The sequence below is a fragment of the Phyllobacterium sp. 1468 genome (assembly GCF_031455525.1).
GTDB lineage: Bacteria > Pseudomonadota > Alphaproteobacteria > Rhizobiales > Rhizobiaceae > Phyllobacterium.
Genome location: NZ_JAVDSX010000008.1, coordinates 29,827 through 50,180, shown reverse-complemented (window position 1 = coordinate 50,180; position 20,354 = coordinate 29,827). Strand labels below are relative to the sequence as shown.

21 protein-coding genes are annotated in these 20,354 nt (G+C 57.3%); 12 read left to right on the top strand and 9 right to left on the bottom strand.

Annotated features, from left to right (window positions below):
- Positions 1-58 precede the first annotated feature (58 nt).
- Together J2X72_RS19690 and J2X72_RS19685 are read right to left on the bottom strand one after the other, a co-directional pair.
- Complete coding sequence (locus J2X72_RS19690) at positions 59-841, bottom strand: class II aldolase/adducin family protein (protein ID WP_310074742.1); 783 nt, start codon at positions 839-841, stop codon at positions 59-61.
- 73 nt (positions 842-914) lie between these two features.
- Complete coding sequence (locus tag J2X72_RS19685; protein ID WP_224506489.1) at positions 915-1,241, bottom strand: non-heme iron oxygenase ferredoxin subunit; 327 nt, start codon at positions 1,239-1,241, stop codon at positions 915-917.
- A 207-nt stretch (positions 1,242-1,448) separates the two neighbouring features.
- Between J2X72_RS19685 and J2X72_RS19680 the strand changes: the two genes are divergently transcribed.
- The 6 genes from J2X72_RS19680 (at position 1,449) to J2X72_RS19655 (ending at position 7,641) form a co-directional block, all read left to right on the top strand.
- Positions 1,449-2,735 (top strand): Rieske 2Fe-2S domain-containing protein, encoded by a 1,287-nt coding sequence (locus J2X72_RS19680; RefSeq protein WP_112531446.1) that lies wholly within the window; start codon positions 1,449-1,451, stop codon positions 2,733-2,735.
- 34 nt (positions 2,736-2,769) lie between these two features.
- Positions 2,770-3,291: a 3-methyl-2-oxobutanoate hydroxymethyltransferase gene (locus J2X72_RS19675; protein WP_183663074.1), complete on the top strand. Its 522-nt coding sequence runs from the start codon at positions 2,770-2,772 to the stop codon at positions 3,289-3,291.
- A 169-nt stretch (positions 3,292-3,460) separates the two neighbouring features.
- Entirely contained in the window at positions 3,461-4,279 is an 819-nt protein-coding gene (locus J2X72_RS19670; protein ID WP_224506490.1) for an IclR family transcriptional regulator, read from the top strand.
- Positions 4,280-4,300: 21 nt separating this feature from the next.
- Positions 4,301-5,311, top strand: a complete 1,011-nt coding sequence (locus tag J2X72_RS19665; protein WP_310074735.1) for an FAD-binding oxidoreductase — start codon at positions 4,301-4,303, stop codon at positions 5,309-5,311.
- 36 nt (positions 5,312-5,347) lie between these two features.
- The gene (locus tag J2X72_RS19660; protein ID WP_210003446.1) at positions 5,348-6,298 is read left to right on the top strand and encodes a LysR family transcriptional regulator; all 951 of its coding nucleotides are present in this window, start codon (positions 5,348-5,350) and stop codon (positions 6,296-6,298) included.
- Positions 6,299-6,705: 407 nt separating this feature from the next.
- Positions 6,706-7,641, top strand: coding sequence for a LysR family transcriptional regulator (locus J2X72_RS19655; RefSeq protein WP_310074733.1), 936 nt, complete (start codon positions 6,706-6,708; stop codon positions 7,639-7,641).
- 12 nt (positions 7,642-7,653) lie between these two features.
- Here the strand turns inward: J2X72_RS19655 and J2X72_RS19650 are convergent, their stop codons facing one another.
- Genes J2X72_RS19650 through J2X72_RS19640 form a run of 3 tightly spaced genes read right to left on the bottom strand, consistent with a single transcriptional unit; the run spans position 7,654 to position 10,336 of the window.
- On the bottom strand, positions 7,654-8,508 hold the full coding sequence (locus J2X72_RS19650) for an alpha/beta hydrolase (protein ID WP_310074732.1): 855 nt from the start codon (positions 8,506-8,508) through the stop codon (positions 7,654-7,656).
- Positions 8,509-8,510: 2 nt separating this feature from the next.
- Positions 8,511-9,188, bottom strand: coding sequence for an RraA family protein (locus J2X72_RS19645; RefSeq protein WP_183663056.1), 678 nt, complete (start codon positions 9,186-9,188; stop codon positions 8,511-8,513).
- A gap of 38 nt (positions 9,189-9,226) precedes the next feature.
- A complete protein-coding gene (locus J2X72_RS19640) occupies positions 9,227-10,336 on the bottom strand; it encodes an alcohol dehydrogenase catalytic domain-containing protein (protein ID WP_310074729.1) in 1,110 nt (369 codons plus the stop codon).
- Between the two features lie 153 nt (positions 10,337-10,489).
- Here J2X72_RS19640 and J2X72_RS19635 point away from each other — a divergent pair, with 153 nt between their 5' ends.
- Positions 10,490-10,786 (top strand): hypothetical protein, encoded by a 297-nt coding sequence (locus J2X72_RS19635; RefSeq protein ID WP_112531621.1) that lies wholly within the window; start codon positions 10,490-10,492, stop codon positions 10,784-10,786.
- Positions 10,787-10,802: 16 nt separating this feature from the next.
- Here J2X72_RS19635 and J2X72_RS19630 read toward each other — a convergent pair whose 3' ends face one another.
- The 4 genes from J2X72_RS19630 to J2X72_RS19615 all read right to left on the bottom strand — a co-directional run bounded on the left by J2X72_RS19630 (position 10,803) and on the right by J2X72_RS19615 (position 13,978).
- The gene (locus tag J2X72_RS19630) at positions 10,803-11,846 is read right to left on the bottom strand and encodes an amidohydrolase family protein (protein WP_310074727.1); all 1,044 of its coding nucleotides are present in this window, start codon (positions 11,844-11,846) and stop codon (positions 10,803-10,805) included.
- A gap of 32 nt (positions 11,847-11,878) precedes the next feature.
- Positions 11,879-12,742 (bottom strand): phosphate ABC transporter substrate-binding protein, encoded by an 864-nt coding sequence (locus tag J2X72_RS19625; RefSeq protein ID WP_112531456.1) that lies wholly within the window; start codon positions 12,740-12,742, stop codon positions 11,879-11,881.
- Positions 12,743-12,858: 116 nt separating this feature from the next.
- Positions 12,859-13,398 (bottom strand): chromate transporter, encoded by a 540-nt coding sequence (locus tag J2X72_RS19620; RefSeq protein ID WP_183663047.1) that lies wholly within the window; start codon positions 13,396-13,398, stop codon positions 12,859-12,861.
- Positions 13,391-13,978, bottom strand: a complete 588-nt coding sequence (locus J2X72_RS19615; RefSeq protein WP_162702022.1) for a chromate transporter — start codon at positions 13,976-13,978, stop codon at positions 13,391-13,393. Before J2X72_RS19615 ends, J2X72_RS19620 begins: the two co-directional genes overlap by 8 nt.
- Positions 13,979-14,451: 473 nt before the next feature.
- On the opposite strand from J2X72_RS19615, the gene J2X72_RS19610 reads away from it, so the two are divergent.
- The 5 genes from J2X72_RS19610 to J2X72_RS19590 all read left to right on the top strand — a co-directional run bounded on the left by J2X72_RS19610 (position 14,452) and on the right by J2X72_RS19590 (position 20,297).
- Positions 14,452-15,963 carry a tripartite tricarboxylate transporter permease gene (locus J2X72_RS19610; protein ID WP_310074724.1) on the top strand — a complete coding sequence of 504 codons (1,512 nt, stop codon included), beginning with the start codon at positions 14,452-14,454 and terminating at the stop codon, positions 15,961-15,963.
- Positions 15,960-16,496 carry a tripartite tricarboxylate transporter TctB family protein gene (locus J2X72_RS19605; RefSeq protein WP_310074722.1) on the top strand — a complete coding sequence of 179 codons (537 nt, stop codon included), beginning with the start codon at positions 15,960-15,962 and terminating at the stop codon, positions 16,494-16,496. Before J2X72_RS19610 ends, J2X72_RS19605 begins: the two co-directional genes overlap by 4 nt.
- 47 nt (positions 16,497-16,543) lie before the next feature.
- Positions 16,544-17,548, top strand: a complete 1,005-nt coding sequence (locus J2X72_RS19600) for a tripartite tricarboxylate transporter substrate-binding protein (RefSeq protein WP_310074720.1) — start codon at positions 16,544-16,546, stop codon at positions 17,546-17,548.
- A 76-nt stretch (positions 17,549-17,624) separates the two neighbouring features.
- Positions 17,625-19,403 carry a thiamine pyrophosphate-binding protein gene (locus tag J2X72_RS19595; RefSeq protein WP_310074718.1) on the top strand — a complete coding sequence of 593 codons (1,779 nt, stop codon included), beginning with the start codon at positions 17,625-17,627 and terminating at the stop codon, positions 19,401-19,403.
- Between the two features lie 33 nt (positions 19,404-19,436).
- Positions 19,437-20,297, top strand: a complete 861-nt coding sequence (locus tag J2X72_RS19590) for an NAD(P)-dependent oxidoreductase (RefSeq protein WP_310074716.1) — start codon at positions 19,437-19,439, stop codon at positions 20,295-20,297.
- Positions 20,298-20,354 lie beyond the last annotated feature (57 nt).

The window sequence follows — 20,354 nt, the reverse complement described above, 5'->3', positions numbered from 1 at the left end:
TCGGAAAGACCATCTTTCCGGTTGCCAGCGAGGCGCCGCTCGCTCCGCCGGCGTTTTGCTACTTCTGTTCGCTCCAGCTCACCGGGAACAATCCCTCGCGCAACGCGCCGCGCACATAGTAGCTCCAGAGTTTGCGAATGTGATGATCGCGGCGAAAGCTGTGGGCAAATGAATCAAGCTCGGCGTCCGTCAACGGCTTGACCTTGCCGATGGCGGCAGCGCGATAAGCCGCTTCCGCGTTCTCTACGAGATGAAGCGAATCGATGAATGCCCCGCGCACCGTCTCCGCGGTCACGATCTGGCCATGGGCGCGTATCTGCATGGCATGGTGAGCGCCGAGCGTGGCGGCGACACTGCGGCCCTGTTCACTGTTGCTGACATGGGCCGGGTCCGCATGAACGGGAATGCCGCTCCGCCAGCGTATCGCGTGATTCTTGAAGGGTAGAAGGTGCATATCTTCGACAAGGGTGAAGACATTGGTTGCATCATTATGGAAATGCGCAATCGATTTCACATCCGGTCGCTCACGATAAATCTCACAATGAAGGAAAACTTCTGAAGGAGGTTTGACGCCTTTTGGACCTGCCACAACCTTGCCGTCCATGTCGCAGACGAGAAGATCTTCGGGCGACACTTCGGCACGGCTTTTCTCCTGGGGCTGTACGAGCAAGGTCTCGTTGCCGGGCAAGAGGGCGCTGACATGACCACTGTATTCAAGTATTTTCAGGCTGTTCAGGAGCCGCGTGGCAATCGCGATTTCAGCTCGCAATGACGTTTCCGATGGAAGCGCTATCCCCGCCTTTTCGGGGTTTCCATCTGTTGTCCGCGCATGAGAATCCATAATCCCTCCCGTCGTGTTTCTAATAAAATCCCATATTATACAAATCTGTTATGCCCGCGATATCACATATGCTTTACACCTCGATCATCACGTCGTCGTTCTCGACGACCACTTTGTAGGTTCGCACGGGTACCATGCAGGGTGGGGCGACGACCTCGCCGGTGCGAAGATCGAATGCACCATTGTGAAAATCGCATTCGATCGTATGGCCGTCGATATATCCTTCCGACAGCGAGCCCGGGCCGTGGGTGCAGGCATCGTCTGTCACGTAGAACGTCCCATTGACGTTGAAAACGGCCAGCACGAGATCGCCGGATTCGACTCTGATGGCGCTGTCGAAATCAACATCATCCGCAGAACAAAGCCTTATCCTCGAACGCGTTTGCGTCATCTGGTCCATATCCTTTCTCCCTGCTGCCGCCGCGCGCTTGACTAGCTCGCCAACAGCCTGTAGTTTTCTAAAACGAAACAACGTTCTGTATAAAGGAACGCGATGCAAGAATAACCGATCAGAGCGGGACGTCAACTCGAAACTGACGATTAACGTTCTGGCTCGGCCAAACAGCAGCCGGATTTCGTCGCGACTGGACGATTCGAGGAGGATTGAATGCTTAGAAAAGAACAAAACGACCTTCTGACGCAGACTGGCCCAGCCACACCCATGGGCGACATGTTTCGCTGCTACTGGATACCGGCGCTGCTTGCGGAAGAACTGCCGGCCAATGATTGTCCGCCGGTTCGCATAAAACTGCTCAGCGAACGTTTGCTGGCGTTCCGGGATAGCGAAGGCCGCTATGGACTGATCGACGAGTTTTGTGCCCACCGGGGTGTTTCATTGTGGTTTGGCCGCAACGAGAAGGGCGGATTGCGCTGCCCCTATCACGGCTGGAAGTACGACCACACGGGTCAATGTATCGAGGTGCCGTCGGAACCCAAGGAAAGCGGCTTCTGCAACAAGATCAAGCTGAAGTCTTATCCACTCATCAAGATCGGCGATATTCTCTGGACCTATATGGGGCCAGCCGACAAAGAGCCGCCGCATCCGGAATGGGAATTTGCGCTTGTGCCGCCTGAGCAGACGTTCACATCGAAGCGCTGGCAGGAGTCGAACTGGTTGCAGGCCATGGAAGGCGGCATCGATTCGAGCCATGTTTCCTTCCTTCATAGCGGAAGTCTCAACAGCGACCCGCTGTTCAAGGGTGCCCGCGGCAACAAATACAATATGGCAGACTCCAAGCCATTTTTCGAAGTCACGGACAATGAAGGCGGACTATTCATCGGCGCCCGCAGGAATGCCGAGGAAGGCCACTATTACTGGCGTGTAACGCCGTGGGTCATGCCGTCGTTCACCATGGTGCCGCCGCGCGGCAACCATCCTGTCCATGGCCATTTCTGGATCCCGATCGACGACGAGAATTGCTGGGCGTGGAGCTTCGACTACCACCCAGTCCGGGCTCTGACGCCCGAAGAGCGCCAGGCAATGCTCGACGGCAAGGGCATTCATGTCACATACGTTCCTGGAACCTTCCGTCCCGCCGCCAACAAGGACAATGATTATCTCATGGATCGCGAGGCCCAGCGTCTTGGCGTAACCTATTCCGGCGTCGAAGGCATCGCCATGCAGGATGCCTCATTGCAGGAAAGCATGGGACCCATCGTCGACCGGACAAAGGAAAACCTGGTATCGACGGATAACGGGATCATCATGGCGCGTCACCGTTTGCTGAAGGCTGTCCGGGCATTCAAGGACAAAGGTATTACCCCTCCGGGTGTCGATCCTGCCCACCACCGCGTGCGGTCGGCGGCTGTCGTGTTGCCTGTCGATCAGTCCTACATCGATGCAGCCGCCGAAGCGTTGACAGTGATTGAGGGGAAAGCGCCGGCCTCTGTCTGAGCCACGGTGACGGTCCGTTCCAAAGGAGAACGATATGCAGCTTGGTCTCAGTGAAAGTGCGCGCGCTACCACGGCAGAGGAAGCCCGGTTCAGAATTGGTTACCCGAACTCCAGGCCGAGGAAGTCGCGCATCATTGCTCTCGATTCTGACAGCGTCGCGGCTCTGAAGTCGTTGGTGGATCAAGCTTCGGATGGTGCCCACTTTCTGCGATATATCGAACCAAAGGGCGCTACGAACTCGCTGAAAATGTTGTCGGTCGATGCAATACTCGAGGATATTGATGGAAAGCGGACCAATCTCGTCGACGAAATTGCCGACGCGGATGTTATCGTCATGGTCACATCCGCCGGAGCATCGGCTGAAGCCGCCGAGGTAATCGGCAACGCCTGTTTCGTGCGCAGCAAGATGACCACAGGTCTGGTCCTCAATTCGGCCAGCGTTCCTTCCGAACAGTTGAAGCGGACATTGACCACGATGCGTCCCTTCGCGGCAATGCTCGTTGTTTCGACGGGCGCTGAATATGTCAGCGAAATGCTGAGCGCGTTGCGAGTTTGAGATGCTGCTGCCAAGGGACGGAGATATTGGCACCAGCATGACCGGGGGGTGGTGGGTTCCAAAGGAATTCTGGTCTCGGAATGGCTATCGAATGGGTGGTCTGGGAAATTGCGAGGGCTGTGTTATGAACGGCACTGTTGTCCACGCGATCAAACGGAATGCTGAACCCATGAACCCACCTTCCAAAGACACGTCCAGTTCAAAGAAAACGCCATCGTCCAAGCGCAATCGGCTGTCGTCCGTCACGACGGCAATACGGTTGCTGAAAGCCTTTTCAGAAGACGAGGTGGAGATCGGCGTCAGCGCACTGGCATTGAAGCTGAAGGTGGCAAAGAGCACCGTTCATCGCCTTGCCGTGACATTGGTTTCGGAAGGGCTGCTGGAGCAAAACCCGGAAACCGAGCGCTACAAACTCGGGGTCGGGTTATTCGGTCTTGGGACGCTTGTACGCCGGCGTATGAATGTTTCCAATGAAGCGCGCCCGTTTCTTTTCGACCTGCGCAAACACACCGGCGAAACCATCATCCTCGGCATCCCGACAGACATCGAAATCATGCATGTCTATGATCTGGAAAGCCCGCAGGCATTGTCGATAAAATCGGATCTCGGCGTCCGCCGCCCCGCACATTGCACGGCAGTCGGTCGCGCTATCTTTGCATTCGCCCCGGAAGAGACGATCGAACACGTTCTGGCAGGACCGCTCGCCCGCCGTACGCCGCGTACGCCGGTCGATCCCAAGCAGATACGGAAGATATTCGCCGAAGTCCGTGAGCGCGGTTATGCCATTGAAGACGAGGAAAGCGAACCGGGGATCCGGGTCATCGCTGCACCGGTCCGGGATTCAAATGGTGTGGTCGTCGCTGCTGTCGGGATTGGCGGACCCTTGCAGAGATTGTCGATCGAGGCGCTCGAAGGGTTTGCACCACCACTTCTGGAAACCGTTGCAGCGATATCGGCGCGTCTCGGATACTCGGCAAGGCATCGATAGGCAGAAATGGGAAGCCCACGCATGGCAGTCATCACGCTGAATGGAAGCGACCTCCGCTGGGAGTGCGACGAAGGCGACACGATCATGCGATCGGCACTCCGGGCAGGCCTGGGTTTTCCATATGAGTGCAATGTCGGGTCATGCGGTAATTGCCGCTTCGATCTCCTTGAAGGTGAAATCGAAGAATTGCGTGCGGATCCGCCGGGCTTGAGCGAACGCGATCGCGCGCGCGGCCGCCGACTGGGCTGCCAGGCCAGCCCCTCGTCCGATTGCGCCGTCAAGCTGCGGCTGATGCCGCAGTATGAGAGCCTTTTCAGGCCGCAACGCCAGGCTGCGACCTTGGTTGCAACGTCTGACATCACGCATGACATCCGGGAGTTTCGCTTCCGGTCGGAGGCAACGAGCCGTTTCCTTTCAGGTCAATATGCCTTGCTGCATCTGCCCGGAATACCGGGTGGTCGCGCCTATTCAATGGCGAATACCAGCAATGATGACGGGGAATGGCACTTTCAGATACGCCGTGTGCCGGGCGGCGAGGCAACAGGATACTTGTTCTCGCAACTGCGCGTTGGGGATCGTATCGAGCTCGATGGCCCCTATGGCATGGCATATCTTCGTGAGGATTCGCCGAGGGATATCGTTTGTATTGCCGGCGGTTCGGGCCTTTCACCGATGGTGTCCATTACGCGCGCGGCGGCTGTTGTACCAAGCCTTGCCGGAAGACGCATAGATTTTATCTTCGGCGGGCGCACGGCGAAGGATATTTGCGGCAAGGAAATGCTGCAAATGCTACCGGGATTTGGTACAAATATTCACTACCATCCAGTTGTTTCCGGAATGCCTGAAGCCGATGATGGCTGGGATGGTTACAGAGGCTATGTCCATGAAGTCGCTCATAGTCTTTTCGCCGCGCGGCTTCCTTCGTGCGAGATCTATTTTGCAGGTCCCCCCGCAATGGGACAAGCAATACAGAAAATGTTGGTCGACCTTGGCGTTGACGCAACCCAAGTGCATTTCGACCAGTTCTATTGATCATTTGGCCGCAACCGACAGCCGCTGAAAGCCGCAATGAAACCTCGTCAGCTGATATACTTCATAAAGGTCGTTGACGTAGGCAATATTACGAAAGCGGCGGAACAGTTGAATCTGGCGCAGACCGCTCTGGGAATACAGATACGCAATCTCGAGGAATCGCTGCATGTTCAATTGCTCGACCGCCATTCGAGGGGTGTCAGTGCAACACCTGCAGGGCTTTTGCTTTATGAACGTGCGCATGAAATTCTGCAGCGGATCGAGGACACGCGCCGTGACTTGATTTCACTGGCTGGCGAGCGTGCGCGCATCAGGCTTGGTGCTACGCCAAGCATCCTGAAGCTGATCGGAACCGAACTGGTGGTCGCCGCAAAACAGCAACTGCCCGGTATCGCGTTGCATGTGGTGGAGGAGTTGAGTTTCGTCCTGACCGACGCGCTCGAGCGCGGCGAACTTGACTATGTCCTTGCCTATGACATCGAGGAGAATCCGGGTCTCAGACGCCTTGCCCTCATGAAGGAAGACTTGCTCCATATCGCGGCACCGGGGGGAGATACTCCCGAGGGTGGAATATCGTTCAAACAGGCGGTTGCAGGCGATCTGGCACTTGTGTCCAGCCGGGATATTATCTGGCGCCGTATTCATAAGACGGCCTCCCGCCTGTCGCTGGATGTAAACGTGACCTATCAGGTCCAATCGATGGAAGCGATCAAGGCTCTGATTCTTCATGGTCTCGCAGAAAGCATCATGCCGTTCGGTATCGTGTCGGAAGAAATTCAATCGGGAGCATTGATTGCCCGGCGTATCGAACGGCCGTCGGTAAGGTTGACACTCTATCTGGCTCACGCTGCCCACAAGGGATTAAGCGACGACACTGCATTCATCGCGTTTGTCGATGGAATGATAGACAGGCTCGCCGCTACGATCGGGCCATACGCGCACCCGATTGACCGCTCCCAACCGCCCCAAATAGAAGCAGACAATTGACCTCGATCGCATAGACAATCTCCGCCGCTATGCAAAATCGATGTACCAGCCTTGCCAAAGCGTTGTTTCCCGCGTTGTCCGCCTGATTTACATTGCGGTGCACAATGGCAGGAAGGACGTGTTGTGACTATAATTACCCAAGACCGCAATGCTGGAACGCGTTGGTTCCGCAATGTTCTTTCAAGCATCGCCAACATGGCGAGTTGCCTCAGCGCCGCAAAAGAGTGTGCATTGGCCGTTGAAAACAGGCGCACGCCACCGGCGTCGGCACTACGGACCTTGGGTATTGACCCGGCGTCGCTCAAGGATGTTTTCAAGCGCAGCTAGATGCCGATTTAGTACCAGCTTTTAAAGGCTTGACGGTCAAATCCCTTTACTCAGCCATTAAGTTTTTTTATTGTGGCTCAATGAAAAACGTCACCTTTCGAAAGCTCCAGTCGCTGCTGGCGATCGAGACTCATCGAAAGATCGTAGATGCGGCGAAGGCCTTGAGGCTGACCGCACCGGCCATCACATTACAACTGAAGCAGCTGGAAGAAGATGCGGGCGTGACGCTTTTCGAGCGCATGCCGCACGGCATGTTTCCGACAGAAGCCGGAAAAGTTTTTCTCGAAGCGGCGAAAGAGATCGATGAGCGTTTGCAGCGACTTGATGACGACATCAACGCCTTCCGCCGCGTGAAACGCGGGCATATCACGGTCGGGGCCGTGTCCACAGTCAAATATTTTGCGACGCCGTTGTTTGCAGCCTTCTCCAAAGAATATCCCGATGTGCATCTGGAACTGATCATTGATCGCCGGGACGAGACGATCGCCCGGCTGAAGGATCGCGCCGTCGATATCGCGCTGCTGGGACGTCCACCGCGGGATATTTCAGTTCGCGCCACGGTATTCGGCGAGCACTCGCTGGTCGTCGTCAGCGCGCCCGGTCACGCCTTGGCAGGCAAGCGCGATATTACCAAAGCAGAGATTGCCAACGAACATTTTCTGCACCGGGGGAAGGGGTCCGGTACCAGAACGTTTTTAGAGCGCTTCCTGAAGGATATACCCGGCCGGCTTGATGGCCCGAGCACAGAGATGGAAACTGTCGAGGCCATCAAGCAGGCTGTCATGGCCGATCTCGGCATTGCCTTTCTGTCGATGCAGAGCGTAGCCGCCGAGGTTCAGGCAGGCCAGCTTGCCGTTCTCGATGTCGTGGGATTGCCGATTCGCCGCCAGTGGTTTGCCATCAGCCGCAGCGATCGCGCAGTCACGCCTGTCATGGCTGCGTTTCAGTCGTTCCTTGCCACGCGGGGTGAAACGTTCTTGCCGAATTTTGGCGACCCGGCAAAGGTGCCAGCCTGAACGGTATCAGTTTTACCTCGGAATCGCCTGCAGAAAATCGAGCACCTTGGCATTGCAGTTTGCCGCGCTTTGCTCCGGGACCGGTATATCCCAATAGTCTGACCCCGGGATGCATTCCTGCAGATAGCGCGCGGCCGAGGTCGCATGCGACGCGTCGGCTCCGGGAATAATAAGCGTTGGAATGTCGAGGCATAGCAGGTCTTCAGGCTCCGCGCCGGGCGACGTATCCCGATCGAGCAGCGTTCGCACCATCCCGGCCACGATGGCCCTGTAATGGTCGAGGTTGAGACGCGAATACTTGGCCGCAAAGTCGGGGAAATTTCGAATAACCGATACCCAGGGACCGCCTCGCGGATCCGCGCCGAAAGCCTTGGTGCTTTCCTTCGCCAGACTGACGACAGCCTCGAGCCCGTTCTGGTTGACAAAAGCGAGGTGTTCGGCAAACCGCTGGTGACCGGTCATTCGATACCTGGCCCCGCCAACCGGCCAGAACAGGATCATACTTAAAGTCTTGTCGGGATAGGTCGCACCGAAGGCCGAAACTGCGCTGCAGCCCATGCACCCGCCCATGAGATGGGCCTTGTCGATGCCGAGATGGTCTAGCAAGCCCTTGCCCTGTTCGACATAATGCGCCCAGGTCACCCGCTCGACGCGCCCGCCTGATTGCCCTGTTTCCCGTCGGTCAAAGACGATACAACTGTATTTCTTGGAAAGTTGGTCCAGAAACTTGATCTGCGCATAGATGCCCTGGGTGGACCACTTTTCGATCGTTGCGTCGAAGCCGCCCGGCGAATACATGAGCAACGGCTCGCCCGAGCCAACAACTTCGTAGCGCGTCGATATTCCGTCGATAGTGGCCGTCGCCATTTTCAAACTCCTTCGCAACCGAGCCGCTTCAGGCTTTCATCGACCCAAAGTTTGGGATCGAGCTTGCCCGCAAGCGTGTTGGCCACCGTTTTTAATTCGGCTTCATGCTTCGCCTTGGCGAGCGGATAAATCTCGCCAGTCAGTTCATATGGAACACAGAGCAGTCCATCGTCATCGCCCATGATCAGATCGCCCGGATTGATGACCATGCCATCGAGCGAGATCGGCGCGTTGATTTCGCCCGGACCGTCCTTGTAGGGACCGCGATGCGTGATGCCTGCTGCAAACACCGGAAAGCTGTTGTTCTTGATCCAGCCGTAGTCGCGAACGGCGCCATTTATCACAACGCCGGCAACGCCGATCTGTATGGCGTGCGAAAGCATCATCTCGCCGACAAGCGCATTTGACAACTCTCCGCCGGCATCGACGACGATCACGTCGCCGGGCTTCGCCATCAGCAGTGCCTTGTGAATCATCAGATTGTCGCCGGGCCGGGTCTTTACCGTGAAAGCCGGTCCCGCCAAAGGCCCGCCTGCGTGCAACGGGCGGAGATTCGGTCCGCCTGCGGTCAGCCGCGACATGACATCGCTGACATTGGCCACCGGCAGTTCGCGAAACTGCCTGACCGTTTGTTCGTCCACCCTGCGTGTCCGTTCGAGTATTCGAAATCCATGTGCCATGGCGGTGTTCCTTTCCAGATTCTTATGAGATATCGAGGCTATTCCCAGGGTAGCAATGATGCATGGATCACATCCGGCACGCCGTGTCCGCCGACGGACCGGATGGCGAGGGCCGCGTCCTTCAACCCGAAACGGTGGGTCGTGATCTTTTCGAGATCGAAGCGTTTGGAGGCGATCTGTTCGAGAGCAAGTTCACAGGCCTGATAGCTGTGGCCTCGGGCACTCTTGAGTGTGATCGCCTTGACGGTCATCTTCTCGAGGGGAAAGTTCGGAAATTCCTTCAGTTCGCCCTGAACGAGAATGGTGCCGGCTTTACGCACCAGAGCCTCGATGCCGAGCAGGATCGGAATCGTACCTGCACCCGCCGTACAATCCAGTGAGACATCAACGCCCTTTCCGCCTGTAATCTCCATGATGCGGGCAAGCGGGTCCTCTTTCTGCACGTCGATGACGTAGTCGGCTCCGAGCGACTTTGCCACTTCGAGGCGCGCCGCGTCCTTGGTGGTTCCGGTGACGATGATGAGCGAAGCGCCCGCCTGCTTGCATATGACGGTCTGCGAAAGCCCTTGCTGACCAGGTCCCTGGATAAGCACCGTGGAATTGTAGCCGACATTGGAATCGAAAAGTGACCATTCGACACCGTTGGCCATGGGCGTTACCAGGCCTGCAAGTTCGGGTGTCACGCCTGCCGGAACGCGGTGCACCACGGCATTCCACGGCAGATAGACGTATTGCGCAAAGCCTCCCCAGAGATGCGGGGTGCGTTCTGCACTGGTATAGCCATAGCGAATACCGTCCGGATTATTGCGCCAATCGGTGTTTTCGCAATGGCGGTATTGGCCTTGATGGCACCATTTGCATTTGCCGCACATGACATAATGCTCGACGAAAACCAGGTCGCCTTCCTTGAAGCCCTTGCGCCGGGTGAATTCACGGCCTGCCTTGGCGATATAGCCGATGTTTTCGTGGCCCATGATGGTCGGAGCATTTGAGGGCGGCGTTTTGAACAGCTTGACATCGGTCCCGCAGATACCCGCCACTTCCATCTTCAGTAGCGCCGCGTCTTCAGGAATATCGGGCATCGGATATTCGCGAATCTCCATCTGGCTTGGCCCGGTGCGGACAGCAGCTAAGACTTGTTCTGTCATTTCAAACTCCCTGGAAGTTCTCGTCGCTGACTGGCGAACATGCAAGTTCTGTCAGTGGTGCGGTTCTGCGTTCAGTTTTGACAAATTCGCGTTTGTCATCCTATTTAGATGTCCGGTACCGGCAGCATTTGCGCCGGCCCTCAGGTTGAAACCATGCTCAAATCCGCCATTCCCGACCGCGAACGACTTACCGCTATCAGGCGCGTAAAGACCTGGACGGCGGAGCGTTTCAGTCTTTCGGACGACATGACAGTCTCGGTGATCGAGGTCGCTTGCGGATTGCCCGGATGCCCGCCGCTCGAAACCATCGTGACATTCTGGACCACGAGCGATAGCCGGCACGCATTTAAGGTGTTCAAACCCATCAGCGAGGTCACGCCGGAAGACTTGCCGCCATCGTGGATGAAGCAGGCCATCGTCTCGAATGGCGATGACCTGTCCTGCTGCTGAGTGCAGTGACCTCATCTCAGTTTGCCGGCTTGGCGGGATGCCCGCGTTTCGTCAGCTGCGCGTCAAGGCGCGGATAGACCCGCCGTGCATTGCCTTCAAAAATCTTGTAGCGGCTTGGCTCGTCCAGTGTCGCAAGCTGGTCGATATAGCGCTTGGTGTCGTCATAGTAATGACCGGTTTCCGGATCGATGCCTTTAACGGCGCCCAGCATTTCCGAGGCGAATAAGATGTTGTCGACCGGGATGACCTTGGCCATCAGTTCGATCCCCGGATAGTGGTAGATACATGTGTCGAAGAAGACGTTCTTCAAAAGATGGTCGGCCAGCAGCGGTTTCTTCATCTCCTGCGCAAGACCGCGATATCGGCCCCAATGGAAGGGTACTGCGCCACCTCCATGCGGTATGACGAGTTTCAGCGTCGGAAAATCTTTGAAAAGATCGCCCTGTATGAGCTGCATGAAGGCTGTCGTATCGCCGTTGATGTAGTGCGCGCCCGTGTGATGGAAATTCGGGTTGCACGATGATGTCACGTGGATCATCGCCGGCACGTCGAGTTCGCAGAGCTTTTCGTAGAGCGGGTACCATTGAGGATCGGTAAGCGGCGGATCCGTCCAGTAGCCGCCGGACGGGTCGGGATTGAGATTGACCCCGATGAATCCAAGCTCGTTAACGAGACGCTCCAGTTCCGGAATACAGTTCTTCGGGGGAGATCCGGGATGCTGCGGCAATTGACCGACGGCGGCGAAATTATCGGGGAGCAGTTGGCAGATCCGGTAGATCAAATCATTGGAAAGTGTGGTCCACTGCATGCTGACAGCCTCGGTTCCCACATGGTGGGCCATACCCGCAGCGCGCGGCGAAAAGATCGTCAGGTCGCTGCCGCGTTCGCGTTGAAGCCTGAGTTGCGGCTCGACGGACTGGCGCAGCATGTCATCGGTGATGCCAAGATCCGTGCTCGTCGGGCGCCGCATGGGATCAGCGAGGCCGGCCAGCTGCTTGTCCCTGAACTGGTGCAGTGCCTGGGGTTCCGTGGTGTAGTGACCGTGAATATCGATGATCATGAAAATTGCCCAAGAATGAAGTTGTGTTGGATTCAGATTTTCCAGAAAAGCTCATCGACTTCGTAGGGTCGTGAACTCAGCCGTTGATCGAAGGCGTAGTCGAGCAGCGTCTGCATTGGCTTGCGTGTCGCTCCCAGTCCGTAGGGCAAAGCAGCTGTCCCCTTGGCACCGGATTTCACCCGCGCCTCTTCAAAGAGCGCCATCAGTTCACCGCCAAGCCAGGGATGCTGTTCGAGAAGTTCTTTTCTGACGGAAACGATGTGGTTGACCGGGAATATTCCCGTTTTTTCGGACCACTTCAGTGCTGCATCTTCTGCATCCCGTATGACAGGACGCACATCGGCGGGATCGACATTGCGTTCACCCATGATTGCTGCAAGTTCGCCCGACAGCAGGAGTTCACGCAGACCCTTGCCGCTGGTGTTGCGGACCGCATTTTCCGGATCCCTGTATTCGGCGACATGGGCATCTTCCATGGTCACCCATGTGATGCGATTGAGGTCCACGCCATATTCCGATTTGAGAATACCGCGGATCCAGACGCCGGTGGTCTGTGTATAGGCGCGCACGCCAACCTTCTTGTCTTGAAGTTCGGCCGGATCGCCGAGGTCCGATCCTGCAGCGCAAACCAGATTGTCGTGATGCAGCCTGCGCCAGAGCGGGATGGGAAGCGCTGTAATGGGTTTGCCCAGGTCAACGGCAACGAGGTGGGTCGTCAACGCCATCTCGCTGACATCGAGATCCCCGCCCCGGACCATCGTCCGGAAAGCCTTCGGCAGGGGATCAAACTCCTCGAACTCCAGTTTGAGACGCGGCGATTTTACGCTGCCATCCTTGAGCGGCCGCCCGTGATCGTGCTTGCCAAGGGCTATGCGTAATACCAGTGGTTCGACCATTTCTGCCTCCTCCCGCAGCTTTAATAAAGATAGCATGTTCTTCTATGAGGAACTGCGTTCTATTTTACGCATAATACCGCGAATTGCGCGCCGGTCAATTGCCGAGAAGGGCGTAACTAGATTTTGCCGGCTGCACTCAGGCAGAAATAGAGCGCTCCAACGGTGCCAAGGACCGGATAGGGACCAACCCTTGTGAGTGTGAGAAACGCCGCGGCGGCGAGAGTTGTAGCGATTTCGAAAAGGCTCAGCCCCGCAGACTGCGAAACCGCCAGCCCGCCTGCGACGATCAACCCAACTGCAATCGGTGTCAGCCCTCGTTCGACGGCGCGTCCCCAGGGGGAAAGGCGATGTTGCTGCCACCAGCTGCCAAAAATGCAGATCAATGCCGAGGACGGAATGAAGATCGCCAGCGTGGCGATGACTGCACCCCAGAAACCGCTGATCCCCCAGCCGATCAGCGCCACAATGAGCGTGCTAGGACCGGGCGAGGCGCGCGAGATGGCGTAGAGATCAGTGAACTGGCGGCTTGTCAGGAGGTGCTGCACATCGACGGTCTGGTGCTGCAAGCTGGCAACGATGGTCTGACCCCCGCCAAAGGAGACGAGAGAGAGCGGAACACACAAAAGGACGAGGCCGAGGAGCTTGTCGTCATCCATGCTTTTTGTCCCTGCTCAACAGGTAGGATACCAGTACGCTGGGCGGAATGCTTGCGAAGACGACTGGAACGAGCGGCCAACGCAACACACCAACCATGATAAATACGGCTAGTGCAATAATAATGGGTAGCGTCTGTCCATGCAGTCGCCGCGCCGTCTTCATCCCCATCGTCAGCGTCGATGCTATTCCGACGCAGGCAAGTCCCCGCAGAACCGAATGCGTCTCGGGATACGCACTCAATTGCCGGTAAACCGTGCTCAGCAGGATGATGACAGTGAAAGCCGGCGCCACCATCGCGAATGTGGCAATGATGGCGCCTGGAAGGCCGCGCAATTTCAGGCCGATATAGACCGCGAGATTTACCGGATTGGCACCCGGCAATATCTGGGCGATGGTTTGTGTCTGCAAGAAATTCTCATCGGTCATCCAGCCGCGCCTTTCGACAATCTCCCGATACGTCCAGGCTGCCATTCCTCCGCCAAAGGACGAAGCACCGAGTTTGAGAAAGGACACGAGCAAGGATCCGAGCGATGCGTGCGGCTCCTCTGGTGGGCTAGATGCGTCGACACGTTGTTCCAAGAAATCTTCTCCCCGCCGCAAGGCCAGCTGCCACCCGATCTCACCTGATATGCTGAAGCGGCGAGGGCGCCGATGACACTGATTGGAATCTTTGTAGCCGTGATGCCGGGGCACACAGACTTATAAAAATCACATAAAAACTTTGCCTCTAATGCAGAGGAAGTCCACGCTATTTCGCCTTAGCGGCCAACTAAGAAAAACTTAGTGCGTTGGGATTTCCCCTTATCTTCCGTGCGGCGGCGACAAACTCGTTAGCTAAGCCGCTGCGCCAGCCCACACAAAAACAACTGGTCTGAGCGTAATATTTTGCTTTGGACAAAATGCATCGGATTGACCCTAATTGGAGAGCCGCTGCCGTTTTAGCCAGCGCAATAACCGTGCATGCGCCCTGCTCGTGGAGGAGCTTAGCAGCAATTGCATGACGGACAGCAATCCAGGATTGCCGTTCGTTGGATGGGAGGATTGATACTGCAATGATCGACACCATGTTTGCCGCGCTCTACGGCCTAGTGAGCTCGCCCCACATAATGGGCCTCATGCTGATAGCCGTGATCTTCGGATTGCTGGTCGGTGTCACGCCGGGTATTGGCGGGAAGCTTTCCATCGCAATGGCCATTCCATTCGTCTACGGCATGGACAAGGTTTCAGGAGCGGTGTTCCTCCTGACGATGCACGCCGTAAACGGCACCAGCGGCCAGATATCCAGTATCATGTTCGGCATACCCGGTGACGGGGACGATGCCGCGACGACTCTCGATGGATATCCGCTAGCCAAGCAGGGGCAGGCGGCGCGGGCACTCGGTGCCAGCATCACTGCATCCGGCGTCGGGGGCATCATCGGCGCGATCGTATTCGCCATCATGATACCCGTTCTCGAACCCGTCATCCTGATGTTCAGTCCTGCAGAGTTCTTCTTGATCGCGCTTCTTGGCATCAGCTTCATCGCGTTTCTTTCCAGCGGCAAGAAGATCGTCAAAGGCCTGATCGTCGGCTTTTACGGCTTGATGCTGTCTACGATTGGCATGGACCCGATCACGGGTACGCCGCGCTATGCCGGCGACATGCTGTTCCTGTGGGATGGCGTCAGTCTCGTCACCGCCGTACTCGCTCTTTTTGCAGTGCCGGAGATGATCGCGCTCAGCACCAAGGGCGGAGCCATCTCGGCGGTGCCAATGGATAAGGGCTTCAACTATCAGCAATTGCTTTCGGGCGTCATGGACGTGCCGCGCCATTGGTGGCTCGTCCTGCGCACGTCGGTAATCGGCGCTGTGATCGGCATGATCCCGGGCCTTGGCGGTTCGACCGCTGCCTGGCTTTGCTATGGCCATGCGGTACAAAGCTCGAAGACGCCGGAGCGTTTCGGCAAGGGCGCTATCGAGGGTGTGATCGCGCCTGAGACCGCAAGTAACGGCAAGGAAGGCGGCTCGCTGCTGCCGACCCTCTTCTTCGGTATTCCCGGAAGTTCCGGAATGGCCGTGCTGCTCGGAGCGTTCCTCATTCTCGGCATCCAGCCGGGCGCGACGATGGTCACCCAACACCTTGACCTCGTCTGGACGTTGATATGGGCATTGGTCGTCGGCAATCTGATTGCAGTCGGCATCCTGCTCGTCGTTTGCCGCTGGGTCGCGGTGCTTACCTTCGTCAATGGCCGCTATCTGGTGCCGTTTATTCTCGTCTTCGTATCACTTGGCTGCTTCGTCAGCGATTATCAGTGGCAAAATCTCATCATCCTCGTGCTGTTCAGCGCGATTGGGTATGGCTTCCTTCGGGCCGGGTGGCCACGCTCGCCTTTCGTGATCGGTCTCGTTCTTGGAGGCAAAGCCGAAGCGTCACTCAATCAGGCGCTGCAGCTCTGGGGTTACAGCTTCTTCCTGCGTCCCATCTCGCTTGTCCTGATCGCCATGATCGTTGGACTGATGGTCTATGCGTTCTACCGCAATTTCAGGCCGCATCGCGCCAATTCAAGTGTTGGAGTGAACCTATGAAACAGCTCAGCTTCAGCACCTGGCTTACCTTCGTCATGCTCGCGATCTTCGGCACGATGGTGGCAATGGCTACTCAGTTCCCGCCGAACGCACGGTTCATGCCATTCGTGGTCGGCATTCCGGGCATCGCGCTGTGCCTGCTGCAACTCGGCATGGATCTGTTGCGCGCACCTGGCAACCAGCTGGCCGAAAACTTCCAAGCGGCATCGAAAGCTGGCGTGCCGGCCAATCTCGTCCCCGAGGAAGAGCCGGAGTTCGGTCCGCACACCGTGTCGGGCGAACTGACGATGTGGGCTTACTTTGTCGGCTTTATCGCGGCGGTCCTCGTCTTCGGCTTCTATATCAGCGTGCCGGTGATGTTGTTGTCGTTCCTCCGCAGGCAGGCCGAGGCGAGCTGGAAGTTCGCACTGTTCCTCGCGGTAACGGCGACAGTCGTTCTCTACCTGATGTTTGGCGTGTTGCTGCGCGTGCAGCTCTTTCACGGCTTTCTGACGCCAATCGTTTTGCGAGCTCTCGGGTTCGAAGTGAGTTAACCGACTAAATACTATCAACAAAAGGCAGTAAAAAGGGAGGGAATGGAATGATCAAACAATCAATTCGCGCGGCAGCTCTAGGTGCCGTCTTAGTCGCCGGGCTCGGGTCCGCGATAGCGCTGGCGGACGATGCCGCCGACTTCTACAAGGGTAAAACCGTGACCTATATCGTCGCGACGGCCCCCGGCGGCGGTTACGATACGAACGGCCGTCTCATCACGGAGTTCATGCAGAAGCACCTGCCGGGATCGACGTTCGTCGTGCAGAACATGCCAGGCGCCGGCCACCTCATCGGCACAAACTATATCTATGCTTCCGATCCGGACGGTCTAACCTTCGGTACTTTCAACACCGGCCTTATCTATGGACAGTTGGCCGGCGATCCCGGCATCAAATTCGATCTGACCAAAATGTCCTGGATCGGCAAGGTATCCTCCGATCCGCGCGTCATAGTGGTTTCGAAGGATTCCGGAATCACGAGCTTCGATCAGCTGAAAAACCTGAAGGAACCGATAAAGTTTGCGGCCGCCGGTGTTGGCAGCGCGTCGACGATCGAAACGACGATGCTGGTCAAGTCGATCGGCCTGCCAATCCAGGTCATCACCGGCTACAACGGCAATGAAGATCAGCTGGCGATGCGCCGCGGCGAAGTGCAAGGCATCGTTGGGTCGCGCTCGACGTTCCAGCAGTTCGTCGATGACGGAAATGGCAAGTTCATCGCGCAGATCGGCGGCTCCGAGTCCGACGTTCCGCAGCTTGCCTCGATGGTTACGAGCGAGGAGGGCAAGAAGGCCATCGCGCTGGTTGAATCGCAGAGCGATATTTCGCGATTGACCGCTGGACCTGCGGGCATTCCAGCCGATCGCCTGAAAGTGCTGCGCGACGCCTATGGCGCGGCAACGTCCGATCCCGAATTTATCGCCAAAGCCAAGACGCTCGGTCTGCCGCTTGATCCGCTGATCGGCGATGCCGTGGGCGATTCCGTGAAAACGGCCATGGATCAGACGCCGGAAATCGTCCAGTTCCTCAAAGATTCTCTGAAGAAGGAATAGCAGAACTTTCTTCCGACATGGGGCGACCGGACCACTTTGGTCGCCCTAAATTTGCTCAACGGGACAAGGACTGAAGATGGATAGCTCGGCGCCAACAGCATCAGTGACGCAGAATGACGGACTCGGGTGGCAATCCGATATTATTGCTGACCTGATCAAGCAATATGGGTTTCCCTTCATAACGCTCAATCCTGGCGCCAGCTATCGCGGGCTGCATGATTCACTCGTCAACCACAATGGCGATGAGCCGCCAATGCTGCTGTGTCAGCACGAAAAAATCGCGGTCCAGATAGCGCATGGCTACGCGAAAGCGTCCGGCCAGCCTTTGGCTGTCATTGTACACAATGTCGTCGGTCTCCTGCACGCCACCATGGGTATCTACTACGCCTATACGGATCGCGCCCCGGTCTTCGTTATCGGCGCTACCGGGCCGATGGACGAGGGCAAGCGGCGACCCCGGGTCGATTGGGCCCACACGGCGAACGTTCAGGGGACGCAGATCCGCGACTATGTGAAATGGGATTATCAGCCGGGCGGCATGGGCGGCATTGTGGACAGTTTTGCCCGCGCTTACTCGATCATGATGACCGAGCCGCAAGGCCCGATCTACATGTGCTACGATGCCGCCTTGCAGGAAGCGCCGTTATCCGAACCGATTGCGTTGCCATCGCTGAAATCCACGAAAACACCGAGCCGGATCGCTCCCGATCCCGCCGCACTTGAAGAGGCCACAGACCGCTTGGTCGCAGCGGATTGGCCTGTGCTGGTGCCGCAATTCGTCGGTCGCGACAAGAACGGCTATTCGGACATGGTTGCCCTTGCGGAAACGCTAGGCGCCCCCGTCGCCGACACGCAATGGCGGCTTAATTTTCCAACGGAGCATTCGCTCGACATGCGGATGAACCGGGATGTCTTCAAACAGGCCGATCTCATTACCCTGCTCGACTGCCGGGATTGGGAGCGGCCAACGCACGAAAATGATCGTATCAATCGTACGCTGAAGCCGCTATTCCCCGAGCATTGCGAGTGGCTGGATATTGGCTTTGCCGACATCGAGATTTCGAAATGGGCAACCGACTATCAGCGGTTTCCCGAATGCGCGCAGCGCGTGCTCGCCGATACGGCTCTTGCCCTGCCTGCACTGACATCGATCATTGGCAAGCGTGCCAGGGATGACGCGAAACTTGCCCGGAAAATTACGGAACGCGGGCAGGCTGTTGCCGAAATGCATGACGCACAGCGGGCGAAATGGCGTGAACAGGCAAAGGTCGATTGGGATGCAAGCCCGATCACTTTGCCCCGGCTCGCCACCGAAGTGTGGAACAAGATCCAGCATGAGGATTGGGTTTTAACGACCAACGCATTCGAGGACTGGGCGCTGAAGCTCTGGGACTTCGATACCCCCTACCGCTGGCCCGGCAAGGCGCTCGGAACAGGAACACAGATCGGCATGGCGACAGGCGTGGCGCTTGCCCATCGCGGCACCGGGCGTCTCGTTGTCGATTGCCAGACCGATGGCGATTTGCTGTTCGATGTCGGTGCTCTTTGGTTTGCGGCAAAACACAAAGTGCCGTTCCTTTGCGTCATGCACAATAACCGCGCCTATTACAACGATTGGGAGCACCAGATCACCGTGGCGCGCCAGCGAGGAACGCCCGTCGAACGCGCCTATATCGGCATGGACATCATGGATCCGGCCCCGGACTTTTCCACGATAGCCCGCGGATTTGGCTGGTACGCCGAGGGCCCGATCGAAGATGCCAAGGACATCGCCAGTGCGCTCGACCGGGCGATAGCGCAGGTCAAAAGCGGTGTTCCCGCGCTGATCGACATCATCACCCAACATGCCGGGTGAACCGTTGGAGTATCGACTTATGGGGAGGCAGACATGAGGGTTGGAGTCGTGGGAGTTGGAGAGATGGGGCTGGCGATGGCCGGCCACATACTCGACCATGACATCGAAGTTGCTGTCTTCGACGTCAACCAGGAAAAACTCGGAAAGGCTCGCGAGCGCGGCCTCGCAACGAAGGAAAGCCTCGCCCAACTGGCCGATGTGGCGGATGTGTTCATTCTTGTTGTGGCAACGGATCAACAGGTGATCGACGTTTCGCAGGAACTGGCCGAAAACGCCGCCGACGGAGCTATCATCGTCGTAGCCGCCACTATTAGCCCCGAGACAATGCTCGAGCTCGGACTGCAGATCGAAGCCAGGGGCAAGCGGTTTGTAGACGCGCCTGTCGTCTACGGAGCCTCAGGCGCCCGCGAAGGTACCCTGCTTTCGCTGTGCGGCGGTTCGCAACAAGATATCGAGCGCATTCGGCCAGTATTGATGAGCTACAGCCGCGACCTCATTCACGTAGGGCCACGCGGAGCCGGTCAGATTGCCAAATCCTGCAACAACCTCCTGCATTGGGTTCACTGCGTGGCCAACTTCGAGACGCTGCTGATCGCCAAGCGTTACGGGATCGATGCACAGCGAATGCGCGAAGTGCTCCTGCAATGCCCGGGAACCAACGGCACCCTCAGCCGGTGGGACAGCACGCGCTTCACCTGGCAGGAAAAGGATATGGACGTGACGCTGGACCTTGCCCAGAAGGGCGGCCTGATGCTGCCGCTTTCCGGACAAGTCGATCAGATCATCAAGACGTTGCATGCCGATGATGTCAAAGCACTGCTGTATGGGCCTGAGGCAAGCTATCTCGGCAGGGTGGTGCGGCCATTGTCCGCGTCGGAAGGCGGCGTTGGCTGACGGGAAGACGGTTTTTCCGAAATGGCGATAGCGAAGCCCCGGCCAGAAACGGATACT

What these genes read in the sequence shown, in the direction of transcription:
- J2X72_RS19690 (WP_310074742.1), bottom strand. Translation starts at nt 841, where the DNA reads ATGGATTCTCATGCGCGGACAACAGATGGAAACCCCGAAAAGGCGGGG.
- J2X72_RS19685 (WP_224506489.1), bottom strand. Translation starts at nt 1,241, where the DNA reads ATGGACCAGATGACGCAAACGCGTTCGAGGATAAGGCTTTGTTCTGCG.
- J2X72_RS19680 (WP_112531446.1), top strand. Translation starts at nt 1,449, where the DNA reads ATGCTTAGAAAAGAACAAAACGACCTTCTGACGCAGACTGGCCCAGCC.
- J2X72_RS19675 (WP_183663074.1), top strand. Translation starts at nt 2,770, where the DNA reads ATGCAGCTTGGTCTCAGTGAAAGTGCGCGCGCTACCACGGCAGAGGAA.
- J2X72_RS19670 (WP_224506490.1), top strand. Translation starts at nt 3,461, where the DNA reads ATGAACCCACCTTCCAAAGACACGTCCAGTTCAAAGAAAACGCCATCG.
- J2X72_RS19665 (WP_310074735.1), top strand. Translation starts at nt 4,301, where the DNA reads ATGGCAGTCATCACGCTGAATGGAAGCGACCTCCGCTGGGAGTGCGAC.
- J2X72_RS19660 (WP_210003446.1), top strand. Translation starts at nt 5,348, where the DNA reads ATGAAACCTCGTCAGCTGATATACTTCATAAAGGTCGTTGACGTAGGC.
- J2X72_RS19655 (WP_310074733.1), top strand. Translation starts at nt 6,706, where the DNA reads ATGAAAAACGTCACCTTTCGAAAGCTCCAGTCGCTGCTGGCGATCGAG.
- J2X72_RS19650 (WP_310074732.1), bottom strand. Translation starts at nt 8,508, where the DNA reads ATGGCGACGGCCACTATCGACGGAATATCGACGCGCTACGAAGTTGTT.
- J2X72_RS19645 (WP_183663056.1), bottom strand. Translation starts at nt 9,188, where the DNA reads ATGGCACATGGATTTCGAATACTCGAACGGACACGCAGGGTGGACGAA.
- J2X72_RS19640 (WP_310074729.1), bottom strand. Translation starts at nt 10,336, where the DNA reads ATGACAGAACAAGTCTTAGCTGCTGTCCGCACCGGGCCAAGCCAGATG.
- J2X72_RS19635 (WP_112531621.1), top strand. Translation starts at nt 10,490, where the DNA reads ATGCTCAAATCCGCCATTCCCGACCGCGAACGACTTACCGCTATCAGG.
- J2X72_RS19630 (WP_310074727.1), bottom strand. Translation starts at nt 11,846, where the DNA reads ATGATCATCGATATTCACGGTCACTACACCACGGAACCCCAGGCACTG.
- J2X72_RS19625 (WP_112531456.1), bottom strand. Translation starts at nt 12,742, where the DNA reads ATGGTCGAACCACTGGTATTACGCATAGCCCTTGGCAAGCACGATCAC.
- J2X72_RS19620 (WP_183663047.1), bottom strand. Translation starts at nt 13,398, where the DNA reads ATGGATGACGACAAGCTCCTCGGCCTCGTCCTTTTGTGTGTTCCGCTC.
- J2X72_RS19610 (WP_310074724.1), top strand. Translation starts at nt 14,452, where the DNA reads ATGATCGACACCATGTTTGCCGCGCTCTACGGCCTAGTGAGCTCGCCC.
- J2X72_RS19605 (WP_310074722.1), top strand. Translation starts at nt 15,960, where the DNA reads ATGAAACAGCTCAGCTTCAGCACCTGGCTTACCTTCGTCATGCTCGCG.
- J2X72_RS19600 (WP_310074720.1), top strand. Translation starts at nt 16,544, where the DNA reads ATGATCAAACAATCAATTCGCGCGGCAGCTCTAGGTGCCGTCTTAGTC.
- J2X72_RS19595 (WP_310074718.1), top strand. Translation starts at nt 17,625, where the DNA reads ATGGATAGCTCGGCGCCAACAGCATCAGTGACGCAGAATGACGGACTC.
- J2X72_RS19590 (WP_310074716.1), top strand. Translation starts at nt 19,437, where the DNA reads ATGAGGGTTGGAGTCGTGGGAGTTGGAGAGATGGGGCTGGCGATGGCC.